A 12,438-nucleotide genomic window follows, 5' to 3' on the forward strand; every position below is an offset into this window, starting at 1 on the left:
AGCTGTTCACAAATAGTTTTCTGCAGCAGATTGCGACATGAAGCGAGACAAACGTCTCAAATTTAGCCCTGTTTACGTACAAAACTAGGATGAACTCCTATAGTACGGGGTCGACCAAGGAGGGAATCCTGGTCAAAAAAATAATAATGATTTCATCAGATGAGAGAAAACTAATGAATACCAAGCCACTACTGGCGCTGCTTGGCGGCGCCCTAATGTCTGCTCATGCCTGGTCGGCACCGGAATATATCGCCGACGTGGATATTACTTCTTTTGACGGTACGGTCCTGGATGCGAACTTATTTATCCCGGAGACACCTGCACCTGCAGACGGTTACCCCACCGTTATTTTTACCAACAGCTGGGGGCTGGAGAAGCACCAGTACCACTTCCAGGCCAAAGAGCTGGCAGAAAACGGCTACCTGGTACTCAGCTACTCCACCCGGGGATTTGGGCACTCGGGAGGACTTGTTGACGTCGCAGGGGATAACAGCCTTAACGATGTGGGAGTCCTGATCGACTGGCTGGAAACCAATTACCCGGTGGGCAAGCTGGGTATGGCCGGAATTTCCTACGGCGGTGGAATTTCACTACTGAGTGCCGCTAAGCACCCTCGCGTCGATGCAGTAGCTGCGCTATCCGGTTGGGCAGATGTAGTGGAAGCTTTGTACCCCAATGAAACCGTCAACCTGGTATGGGGCACGCTGCTTGTTACTACGGCCTTCCAGAAAGAGGCCGAACTCGAGCAGGTATGGAGCAACCTGCGCGACGGCGAAAATATGGAACAGGTAATTAATTTCGGTGCTGAGCGCTCCGCAATGAGTTACGTGGACGAAATCAATCAAAACGGCACAGCGGTGTTGCTCTCAAACAATTTCGCCGACTACCTGTTTAAGCCGAATAGCATGACCGATTTCTACTCCCTGCTCGAAGGGCCCAAGAAACTCATGCTAAACCCCGGCACCCACGCGATTACCGAGACTCTTACCGGTAACAATGGCCATATCTGGTCCACCAGTTTCCGCTGGTTCGACCACCACCTTAAAGGCGAGGACAACGGGATCGACACCGAACCCAAGGTGGATATGACTGTGCGTATCAGCAATGAGCTGGAGCAATTCGAGGACTACCCGGTAACGGACGAAAGCACCACCTGGTACCTGCAGCCACGCTTTACCATGTTTAACAATGCAAAAATGGAGAGCGACAAGTACGACGGCTGGAGCTGGAGTAATGAATTCCTCGGCGGCTCAGATACCTTTGCAGGCACCGGTATCCCGCTGGTTTCCGATGCACTGGAAGGCTTCGGTATCCCCGTTTACGCGCCCATGATCGCTATCAACGGCTACTACGCCATCGAGTACAAATCACCGATTCAGTGGGAAACCCTGAAGATTCGCGGCGAACCCAAACTCGAAATGTGGGTGGAACCCAGCAAAAAAGAAGTGCAACTCAACGTGCACCTCTACGATGTGGGTCCGTTGGGATTGGGGCGTCTGATAACTCACGCCCCCATTACCCTGCATTCAGACAAGTCTGGGCAAAAACAAAAGTTCGAAGTGGACTTTTTCACCACCAGCTACGATGTCCCGGTTGGCCACCGTGTAGTATTGGCCATCGATACTCAGGGTTATATCTACCAGAAGCCGGAAAATACCAATTACACCATCACAGTGCCCTACAGCAGCAGCAAGGTCTCTAGCCTGACCGTACCGCACCTGTAGGTCTCCCCACAGAAACCCGGCATCCACTGCCGGGTTTCCTCCCACCTTCCCCTCAGCCCAACTATTTGCATCGCGTAATTTTTCTCCAAAGCGGTACAATCAGCCTTTTGGCTGAGTGCTCCCCCTACCATGAAAAAGAACATCCCGCTCGCCCTGCTAACCGCGGCCCTGCTCTCAGTAGCAGGTTGTAACCCCGCAGAAAAAGCATCGGAACCAGCAAAAACCAGTACCGCCCAGGAAGTCGAGGCTAAAGGCCTCGATTTTGATAAGGCTCCCGAAGGGCGCCTGCCCGAGGGCACTACCCCCTTGGATTACCAACTGGAACTGGTGCTGGACCCTCGCAAAGACACCTTCACCGGCAAGGTGGATATCGATATCCAGCTGGCGGAAGGTGCCCGACATATTTGGCTGCATGGCAAAAACCTGGATGTGCGCGAAGTCTACGCACAGCTCGATGACGGCCGCCAGATTCCGGCCGAATACCGGGAGGTACTGGACAGTGGTGTTGCCGCAGTAGAGTTTGCGGAGAAGATCGATGCGGGCAGTTTCAAACTGCATATCGACTACAGTGCTGCATTTGATCGCAACCTGGCCGGGCTTTTTAAGGTCGAGGAACAGGGCGATGCCTATGCCCTGGCAAAATCCGAATCGATCCAGGCCCGCAAGTATTTACCCGGTTTCGACGAGCCAGGCCTGAAAGCGCCCTTTACCGTCAGCCTGACAATACCCGAAGGCTACGCAGCGATTAGCAATGGGCCCGAGCTGAAGCGCGAAGCGGCAGGTGACGGCATGGAGAAAGTCACTTTCGCCACCACACCACCGATGTCAACCTATTTGCTGTCCCTGTCAGTGGGGCCCTTTGACCAGGTTGAGCGCCCAGCCATACCGCCGAGCAAATACCGCAAAGACCCCATTCCCCTGCGCGGCTTCGCCCGTAAAGGTCGCGGTGAGGATATGAACTACATCCTCGATATCACCCCCAAAATGGTGGAGACCTTCGAGACCCAGCTGCAACGCCCCTACCCATTCAAGAAGCTGGACATTATTGCCGCCCCCCAGTGGCCCAGTGGCGCTACTGAATTGTCCGCGGCAATTACCTATCGCGAACAGCGTATCCTGGTGGGCGACAACCCGGCTCCCGGCACCCGCCTGGCTCTCGTAGAAGTTCATGCGCACGAAATTGCCCATATGTGGTTTGGCAATCAGGTCACCCCTCCCTGGTGGGACGACCTATGGCTGAAGGAAGGTTTTGCTACCTGGGGGGAGGCGCTGGCCCTCACCATTATGGAACCTGAAGAGGGGCACGACCTCAACGCAGCGACTTATGCGATCGGCGCCATGCAGCTAGACTCCCTGGCCAGCACCCGCGCCATTCGTGAGCCCATCGCGGACAACAACAATATTCGCAACGCCTACGATTCGATCACTTACTCGAAGAGCCTGGGCGTTATCCACATGGTGGACACCTATTTCGGAGCGGAAAACTTCCGCCCGGCACTGGGACGTTACCTGGAAACCTTCTCCGACAGCGTGGCCGACTCACCACCCTTCTACAAAGTGATCGGCCAGGAAACCAACACCCCGGAACTGACCGAGACTTTCCGCAGTTTTGTCGAGCAAAAAGGGGTTCCACAACTGGATATCTCCATGGACTGCAATAGCGACGGCAAGGCCTCGCTAGTGGTTCAGCAGAGCCGTTACAAGCCACTCGGCTCCCCTATCGCCGACGCCAGCGATAAATGGAGCATCCCCTTCTGCTTCAGCACCGATAGCGGCGTGCAGCAGTGCCAGATCCTGACTGAGCCAAGGGAAACCCTGGAGATTACCGGCGGTGCCTGCCCAAATTGGGTAATGCCCAATGCTCAGGGCAGCGGCTACTACCGCTGGAACCTTCCCAAGGCTCAGTGGCAGGCACTGATTAAACAATTTGCCCAGTTCTCTGCCACTGAGCAGCTGTCCATTATCGACAGCGCCTTCTCAGCTTTCGAGGCCGGCAATCTCACTGCGGCACCACTGCTGGAAGTAGTGCGCAAATCCGCAGTGGCGGACAAGCGCCAGGTGATCACCATGCCACTGCGCTACCTGCAGAAGTACCGGGATAATTACCTGGGTGAATCCCAGCGCTCTGCATTCCTGAATTTTGCCCAGAACCTGTACCTGCCGATACTAAATCGCAGCGCCAATAGCAGTGATAGCGACCAGCAGATGCTGCACAGCGACCTGCTAACCTTTATGGCGCAAGTTGCAGAAGATCCTGACTCGCGCAAGCAGTTACAAGAAATGGCAACCGCCTTTACCGGCTTTAAACAGGAACGGGATGCGAAGGCATTAAGCTCCGACCTATATCAGGCAGCCCTGAGTGTGGCAGTACAGGATGCAGGGGAGGATTTCCTCGCACACCTGATCAAAGTCCGCGCCGAGCTGGATGATCCCCGCTTTGAAAATGCCAGTGCCAATGCCATCGGTACCAGCAACAATCCCAAGCAAGTGGAAACCATTCAAGCATTAGCGCTCAGCGACGAAATGGGGCCGAGAGAATCATTTGGCCTGATCCATTACGCCCTGGCCCAACCCAGAGTTCAGGAACAGCACTGGGAGTGGCTGCAACAGAACTTTGACAAGGTAGTAGATAAGATTCCGGCCCAGATCCGCCGCCGCACCCCATCACTTGCCGCTGCCTTCTGCGATAAACAGCACCTGGGCGAACTGCAACAACTCTTTGCCCAGAAAGGTGATTTAGCTCCCGGATACCAGCGCAGCCTCGCCCAAGCCGAGGAGCGAATCCAGCTGTGTATGGCACTGGAGAAAAAAGGCAAAGCGCTAATGGGGGCATTGCCGAAGGCAGTCAATCTCGCCGCTAAACAATAAAAAACAAAAGCTGTTATCTAAATAGCAATTCGAAAAGGCCGGTATTACTAAGTAATACCGGCCTTTTTTATTACTGAGCGTATTTGAGTTAAACGGTTATGAAGAAGCAGATTTATTATGCTTGCGCAGTCGGAAAGATAACCAGATCAATGGCAGCCCCAAAATAATCGCATAGGCACCGATTACCCAGAGCAACGCCAGAGCACCAGCCCCGGGGCTGACTAAAATCGCAACTCCGAAAATCACCGAGAGAACACCAATGGCGATCAGCAGCCACTCGTTATCAATTTCCTTGCGCAGGCGAACAGCACCGACAATTTCAAAGATACCCCGCACCAGGGCCCAGGCACCGATAAAAACGACCAACACTAAAGCGGTAATCTGCGGGAAAATAAAAGTCACAATTCCCGCAGCCAAACTGATCAGCCCCGAGACAATCAACCACCACAGTGGAGTGGACTTATGCCGCCCCATCACCGCCGCAACCAGGGAAAAAATACCATCCAGGAAAGCGTAAACCCCAAAAAGTAACACCAGGGTCAACAGGGACAATCCCGGCCAGACAAAAGTCAGCACGCCAAAAATCACCGCGACAATACCGCGCAGCAAGAGTAGCCACCAGTTTGCAGACAACACCTGCAAAATAGGTCCGGTCGCCAGGGGAGGAGTGTCAGCGGACATAGAAAAGTCCCCAGGTTGAGTAACTTTCCATATTGAAGAATCCCTTACCATCAGGGAATTGAATTTTTCCCCGGCGGTTTTTAAAGGCAGCCTACGAGCGCGGCCAGGCAGTCGACTCTGCAAAGACTGTGACCGCGCCGCAGGCCACTATTTTCAGTGTAGCTCTAAACGACAATTGGGAAGTTATGCAAACTGCCCTGCGGGTCATGAAAGGAGAGGAAGGGAAAAAACTAATAAGGCAGGAAGGAAAGAATACACTTCGCTCGGGGGACCATATGAGGCATATGGATGGCGATTATGAGCTTATAGGGGTGTATACACAGCGCATCTCGAGAGAAGTGTATTCTTTCCTTCTGACCCAAGAGTAATTTGGAGAGAACGGCAGCCCGAACGGGCTGCCGCAATAGTATAATCAGGCCAGAGCGCCGATCACACCACGCAGTTTATCCACAACAGCATCGATCTCGTGCTTCTCGATAATCAGCGGTGGGGACATACACAGGGCATCGCCAATACCGCGGGCCATCACTCCAGCTTCCCAGGCCATACCAGAGACTTTAGCTCCGTATTTCCCTTTCAGATCCTGCGGCGCGCGCAACTCAATAGCGCCCACTAAACCGTAATTGCGCACATCGATCACATTGTCCAGGTCAGCCAGGCTGTGCAAAGCATTTTCCCAATGCTGACCAATTTCACCGGCAGCGCGGGTCAACAGGCCTTCGCGCTCGTAAATATCCAAAGTCGCCATACCCGCAGCACAGGCAACCGGATGTGCTGAGTAGGTATAACCGTGGAAGAATTCCACCGCACCATCGGGAGCCGCATTCATCACGGTTTTATAAATTTCATCGCTGACAAATACCGCACTCAGGGGCACTGTGGCATTGGTAATCCCCTTTGCGGAGGTGATCATATCCGGGGTCACACCGAACTCCGTGGAGGCAAATGCAGAGCCGGTACGGCCCCAGCCAGAGATGACTTCATCAAAAATCAGCAGCAGGTCGTGCTTATCACAAATTTCCCGCAGGCGTTGCAGGTAGCCTTTGGGAGGCAGTACCACACCGCCTGCACCGGCAAACGGCTCAACAATCACAGCGGCAATCTGGTCGGCACCGTGGAAAGCTACCAGTCTCTCCAGGTCTTCAGCCAACTCAATACCGTGCTCCGGCAGGCCACGACTAAATGCATTGCGCTCAATGTCCAGGGTATGACGCATATGGTTGGCTTTCACCGGCTGGCCGAAACCCTGGTAGTTGGGAGGAATACCGCCCACAGAAATACCGCCGAAGTTTACGCCGTGATAACCCTTCTCACGGCCGATAAACATAGTGCGAGTGCCCTTGCCGCGTACACGCTGGTATTGCAGGGCAATTTTCAGGGCGCTCTCAACTGCCTCGGAACCGGAATTACCGAAGAACACATGGTCCAGGCCATCGGGAGTGTGCTTTACCAGACGCTCGGAATATTCGAAACCCAATTCGTGGCCGAAATTAAAAATAGAGCTGTAGTCGAGTGTTTTTGCCTGCTGGTAAATTGCCTCTGCAATTTCAGAACGGCAGTGACCCGCATTACTGCACCACAAACCCGCAGTCGCATCAATAACCTGGCGACCGCCTTTCTCCGTGAGATAAATCCCCTCGGCGTGCTCTACAATTCTCGGTGCAGACTTAAAGGTGCGGTTGGGGGTAAACGGCATCCAGAAAGCATCGGTTTGCATCTCAGACATAGTATTAATCTCCGCAAGTTCCCTGAAGTTTCAAACTCTTAAGTAGGGGAGCCACAGGCTCCCGAAAATCGGTTCGGGCGCTTGTCACCTAGGACAAGCGCAGGCCAGTTGTGTTCAGACCGGGACTCAGGCCCCGAAACAGCAATATTTGGTCTCGTAAAATTCGGCCATACCCTCGACACCGCCCTCGCGGCCAATACCGGACTCTTTAACACCACCGAAGGGTGCCACAGTGGTGGAGAAAACCCCGGTGTTACAGGCAATCATGCCGTAATCGAGCGCCTCTACCACACGATTGGCTCGGCGAATGTTTTCACTCATCACGTAAGCCGCCAAGCCGTAGGGCGTTTCATTCGCACGGCGAACCACATCTTCCTCATCGGAAAACTTCTGTACCGCCGCCAGAGGGCCAAAAATTTCCTCCTGGGCGATACGCATGGTATCGGTAACTCCAGTGAGGATGGTTGGCGCAAAAAAGTTATCGCCATTGGCCAGCTGCTCACCGCCAATTTCAATTTTTGCTCCGGCCTCAACCGCATCCTGTACCAGCCCTTGAACCCGGTCCACAGCCCTGCGGAAGATCATCGGGCCCATATTGACCCCTTCCTCGGTAGCGTGGCCGATCTTCAGGGCGGCAACCTGCTCGCGCAGCTTTTCCACAAACTCATCGTGCACGGATTCGTGCACGTAAATACGATTGGTGGCCACGCACACCTGGCCAGCATTGCGGAATTTGGTCGCCATACAGGCGCTGACTGCGGTATCCATATCCGCATCGTCAAATACGATAAACGGCGCGTTGCCGCCGAGCTCCATGGACATTTTTTTCACGGTGCTGGCACACTGGGACATCAACAGCTTGCCCACAGCAGTGGAGCCGGTGAAGGTGAATTTGGCCACACGGGGATCTTGGGTCAGAACCTTGCCAATTCCCGGAGAATCACTGCCGGTAACTACATTGATAGTCCCCTTGGGCAGGCCCGCTTCTTCCGCCAATTGACACAGCGCCAGAGCAGATAGTGGCGTCTCCAGGGCCGGTTTGATCACCACAGTACAGCCCGCCGCCAGTGCCGGACCCGCCTTGCGGGTGATCATGGCGTTGGGGAAGTTCCAGGGAGTAATACAGGACACCACGCCCACCGGCTGGCGGATGGTATTCAGGCGCATGGCCGGGTTGTGGGTCGGGATTGTCTGGCCGTAGGCCCGGCGGCACTCTTCCGCGAACCACTCAATAAAGGAAGCCCCGTAGATAATCTCACCTTTCGCTTCCGCTACCGGCTTGCCCTGCTCCAGGCTAAGGATCATTGCCAGGTCATCGCTGTTATCCACGATCAGCTGGTACCAGCGCTTGAGCACCGCAGCTCTCTCACCAGCTGTACGGCGGCTCCATGCCGGGAAGGCTTCACTGGCAGCCGCCACTGCCGCCTCGGCATCCTCTGTGGTACCGTCGGCCACACGGCCCAGCAACTCACCATTTGCCGGGTCACATACATCTACAGTGGCGGCAGCGTCACGCCATTCGCCCGCTATATAGTTCTGAAATTTCAACAGGTCCGAATTTGCAAGTTTCACAGGAAAATTCCTAGTAAATAGATGTTATTAGTAGTATGCGGCGATTCTGGCCGCAGCTGACTGAGGAGAATAGTAGTATTTTTCCAACTAAAGTTTATATTTATCAAACTTTAATTATATCTACAGCCAGAAACCATCTCAGCGCCCCAGGAAGTGCAGCTATGAGCAAAACCAAAAACGCCCTGGGAGGCCGCCTCAGCGATATGGATTTGCGCCTGTTGCGCGTCTTCCGCGAGGTTGTGCACGCCGGAGGCATCACCCCTGCCGAAGTCACCCTGAATATCAGCCGCTCCACGATCAGTGTGCATATCTCCGACCTGGAGACACGGCTGGGTATGCAGTTGTGCTTGCGCTCTCGAGGCAGGGCCGACTTCAAACTGACCCCGGAGGGGGAGGCCTTGTATCGGGCTATTTTGGAGCTCGATGGGCACCTGGATACCTTCAAAAGCCAGGTCAATGCAATCCAATCCCAACTCACCGGTACCCTGCGCCTGGTAATGCCCGACGATGTATTGGAAATACCGCAACTGAACTTGCCCGGAACTATCACCCAACTGCGTGAGAAGGCCCCGCAACTCCACCTGGAAGTACAACTGGCCGCCCCTCAGGAACTCGAGCTGGAAATCCTCGCAGGCCGCGCCGATATCGGTATCAACCCCCTGCACTCACGCCGACCGGGGCTGGAGTACCAACCCCTGTTTTATCACCAATCGATTCTCTATTGCAGTAACAGCCACCCCTGTGCCCAGGTGTCAGCTATTGATGAGGAGCTACTCACCCTGCAGGAGTTAGCTGCGCCCAGTCATACTGTTCTCTCTGGTGCGGCGCACCTGTATCGATTGTTTCCCAAGCGATCCACAGCCAACCATATGGCGGCCAGGTTGGCGATGATACTTTCTGGATGCTTTGTGGGTTTCCTACCGGAATACCTGGCCCGCAGATATGTCGGGGAAGGAACCCTGCTCCCCCTGCTACCGGAGAAGTTTCACTACCAAATACAAAATGCTGTCACCTTCAAAAAAAGTGCAACAACTCATCCCGCTGTGCAGCTTTTTTTGGAAGCCTTGCAAATCAATAGACAGATATAGCCACTGCTGTTTATCCCTGGTGATACTGAAATAATCGAGTCAAGAATCCAGTAAATAGAGAGATAAGCATTTTAAAAATTACCAACTACTTATGATCGGTCCTTTATTGTGGAAATTGTCATAATAATTAAATAAATTTAAACATAAAAACACAACCAAAAAGTAAATCATCTGTAACTTAATGCGCCACAGTGGTAATCTCCTCCTCCAATAGAATTACAGGGATAACCCGTGATAGATTTTAAAAACTCACCAGTATTTAAACTCAAGCCTATAGATATCTCTGAATCCAGGGATGACTTTAATAAGTTCCTGATCGAGGGGGAATTTATTTTTGCAGGTTTTAAAACTATTCGCGATCAGGTAGTTTTCACCAACAAACGCATTATTGCCGCCAATGTTCAGGGTATCACCGGCTCAAAAGTAGATTACACCTCTTTACCTTTCAGTAAGATCCAAGCATTTTCTGTTGAGACCGCTGGTACTTTTGATCTGGACTGTGAAATAGAAGTTTATTTAAGCGAGATCGGCAAGGTAAGGTTCGAAATAAGAGGTTCTTTCGATCTTATTCAGTTCAACAAATATATCAGCCAATACATATTGGACTGATATCAATCCTTAGTAAATACACAAAATAACTGGGGCTCAGCAGCTCCCACAACTTTATCAATCAACCCGATAATAGAGAGGGATGTCCATGTCGCAAATCTGGTTAGAAAGCCTAATTACTGAAAATGCACAACAAGGCTTTGAACTTGCAATGAAACTATCCAGGATGGGAGTTAAGTATACCCAGCCTTCAGATGAAGTACGGGGTAAGCTGAGGTCCGCCTATGAGGAAAATGCAGACAGCCTGATCGCCTCCTCACAGGTTGTTGCCATTAATTTCCAAACTGTTGCAGCAGCCAATAATTACTGGCGCGGCTAAAGGGTTAAGAATGCATTATCTTTGTAGAACGGGTAACGCATTCGAGGTAGCCTCTGAATAACTCCGTAATGCCTCTGCGGGCCTTGAAGGCTGCAGATGTTAGGCGCAGCTCGCCGCGAATGGCCGTAGCCCTTGGCAAGAGCTGCAACGCAGCAGCTGTAGCCTTCAAGGCCCGCTCTTCGGGGCTCGCAGAGCGATTCACACTCCGCGTTGCGACTTCTTGAAAGGTCTAGACATTCCTGCGAAGCCGCGTCTTGATTGTGAACCGCTTTGCAAGCCAGAGGTATCACGCAGTTATTCAGAGGCTCCCTAAATCTGCAAACATTCAAACAATTTCCCTTCATCTCCTCCTCAATAATTTATGGCCTTTTTGTGCTACAAACACTCTGATTCTGTACTAAAAATTAGCCATAACTATAGGTAGCTGCAAGATCGTCATATTCACTGTTGACGCTCTCGACCTTATTGATATTTATAAACATCGAGATACCGTCTTTGGCACAAGATAGATTAACTCAACGACCAGTAATATTGCGCCTCAAATGGGAAGATGTATGAGATGGAATACAATGACGATGAAAAGTACTTAATTAAACTTTGGGAAACCCATACCGAGGCCGAATTCGATCTAAAAGATGCCGACGCCGCAATTGCTACCATGACAGAAAATCCCGTATTAATTCATGTACCGGTTAATACCGGCGCAACGGGAAAAGAACCCTTACGAAAATTTTATAGGGATATATTTATTCCTCAAATGCCAGCGGATATAAATTTACAGCTTCTTTCCCGCACCGTGGGCAAAGACAGCCTAGTGGATGAGTTTATTCTTCACTTTACCCATTCTATTCGTATGGATTGGTTCGCACCTGGTATCGAAGCAACAGGGAAGAAGCTATCAGTCCCCCATGTGGGAATTATTAGCTTCTCCAATAGAAAAATCTGTTCTGAGCATATTTACTGGGACCAAGCGACTGTCTTGGATCAATTGGGTATATTGCAGTCAGGTCTACCGGTAACAGGAAGTAGTCAATGTCATCGTTTGCTGAATAGTAATGCTCCGGCAAATGAGCTGATACCGTAACCTTCATACCCAACGGGTAAAATCCAAGCCAACGCCCAGACTGACCAGTTGGTCATGTATAGGCCGAGGAAAGTATCCATAACTGAATCTAAAAGGTGAGGACTTGCGTCTAACTACTATAATTTAAATAAATGATATAGCGATTAGGATTTACGGTAACATCAGTAGATTACCGTTTTCACTAATAAATTTTACCGAATTGGTAGGGGTAGTTATGCGAACACTTGGAAATTTCCTCTGGTTTATCTTTGGTGGTGTCTTTATGGGACTCTGCTGGTGGTTTTGCTCGCTGATTGCCTTTATCAGTATTATTGGTATTCCCTGGGGAAGAGCCTGCTTTGTAATCGGCAAATTTTCTTTTTTCCCCTTCGGCAAGGAGGCAATTTCCCGAGAAGAACTCACCCTGCGCGGTGATATTGGGACAAGTGGCTTTGGTTTAGTCGGAAATATTATCTGGTTCCTATTGGCTGGCATCTGGCTCGCTATTGGCCACCTTCTGCATGCTATTGCCTGTTTCATTACCATTATTGGAATACCTTTTGGTTTGCAGCACCTTAAGCTTGCAGCAATTTCACTCTCTCCGATAGGTAAGACTATTGTCAGCAAGGAAGTAGCCCATTCCGCTAAAATGCGTAATGCAGATGTTGAAGTGACCAGATTAAGAAGTGGTACTTAAGTAAACATACATTAACAATGATACCGTACCAACTTGGGGCTATTAATAAAATAGCCCCGAGCTCTCAAGCCTCATCGTATTAACTCGACCA

General features: G+C 51.6%; 10 protein-coding genes. 7 read left to right on the plus strand and 3 right to left on the minus strand.

The window, feature by feature from the left end; translation table 11 throughout:
- Positions 1 to 173 precede the first annotated feature (173 nt).
- Positions 174 to 1,724 carry a CocE/NonD family hydrolase gene (locus tag QT397_25085; GenBank protein WNZ56076.1) on the plus strand — a complete coding sequence of 517 codons (1,551 nt, stop codon included), beginning with the start codon at positions 174 to 176 and terminating at the stop codon, positions 1,722 to 1,724.
- Between the two features lie 129 nt (positions 1,725 to 1,853).
- Positions 1,854 to 4,592 (plus strand): M1 family aminopeptidase, encoded by a 2,739-nt coding sequence (locus tag QT397_25090; protein ID WNZ56077.1) that lies wholly within the window; start codon positions 1,854 to 1,856, stop codon positions 4,590 to 4,592.
- Between the two features lie 96 nt (positions 4,593 to 4,688).
- Here QT397_25090 and QT397_25095 read toward each other — a convergent pair whose 3' ends face one another.
- The 3 genes from QT397_25095 to QT397_25105 all read right to left on the minus strand — a co-directional run bounded on the left by QT397_25095 (position 4,689) and on the right by QT397_25105 (position 8,571).
- Positions 4,689 to 5,273, minus strand: coding sequence for an HdeD family acid-resistance protein (locus tag QT397_25095; protein ID WNZ56078.1), 585 nt, complete (start codon positions 5,271 to 5,273; stop codon positions 4,689 to 4,691).
- Positions 5,274 to 5,685: 412 nt separating this feature from the next.
- The gene (locus QT397_25100; protein ID WNZ56079.1) at positions 5,686 to 6,999 is read right to left on the minus strand and encodes an aspartate aminotransferase family protein; all 1,314 of its coding nucleotides are present in this window, start codon (positions 6,997 to 6,999) and stop codon (positions 5,686 to 5,688) included.
- Positions 7,000 to 7,125: 126 nt separating this feature from the next.
- A complete protein-coding gene (locus QT397_25105) occupies positions 7,126 to 8,571 on the minus strand; it encodes an NAD-dependent succinate-semialdehyde dehydrogenase (protein ID WNZ56080.1) in 1,446 nt (481 codons plus the stop codon).
- Positions 8,572 to 8,732: 161 nt separating this feature from the next.
- On the opposite strand from QT397_25105, the gene QT397_25110 reads away from it, so the two are divergent.
- The 5 genes from QT397_25110 (at position 8,733) to QT397_25130 (ending at position 12,347) form a co-directional block, all read left to right on the plus strand.
- Positions 8,733 to 9,659 (plus strand): LysR family transcriptional regulator, encoded by a 927-nt coding sequence (locus QT397_25110; protein ID WNZ56081.1) that lies wholly within the window; start codon positions 8,733 to 8,735, stop codon positions 9,657 to 9,659.
- A 231-nt stretch (positions 9,660 to 9,890) separates the two neighbouring features.
- The gene (locus QT397_25115; protein WNZ56082.1) at positions 9,891 to 10,268 is read left to right on the plus strand and encodes a PH domain-containing protein; all 378 of its coding nucleotides are present in this window, start codon (positions 9,891 to 9,893) and stop codon (positions 10,266 to 10,268) included.
- An 88-nt stretch (positions 10,269 to 10,356) separates the two neighbouring features.
- Positions 10,357 to 10,587, plus strand: a complete 231-nt coding sequence (locus tag QT397_25120; protein WNZ56083.1) for a hexameric tyrosine-coordinated heme protein — start codon at positions 10,357 to 10,359, stop codon at positions 10,585 to 10,587.
- A gap of 559 nt (positions 10,588 to 11,146) precedes the next feature.
- On the plus strand, positions 11,147 to 11,671 hold the full coding sequence (locus QT397_25125; protein WNZ56084.1) for a nuclear transport factor 2 family protein: 525 nt from the start codon (positions 11,147 to 11,149) through the stop codon (positions 11,669 to 11,671).
- Positions 11,672 to 11,885: 214 nt separating this feature from the next.
- Complete coding sequence (locus QT397_25130; GenBank protein ID WNZ56085.1) at positions 11,886 to 12,347, plus strand: YccF domain-containing protein; 462 nt, start codon at positions 11,886 to 11,888, stop codon at positions 12,345 to 12,347.
- Positions 12,348 to 12,438 lie beyond the last annotated feature (91 nt).

Origin of the sequence: Microbulbifer sp. MKSA007 (assembly GCA_032615215.1) — a bacterium.
Taxonomy (GTDB): domain Bacteria; phylum Pseudomonadota; class Gammaproteobacteria; order Pseudomonadales; family Cellvibrionaceae; genus Microbulbifer.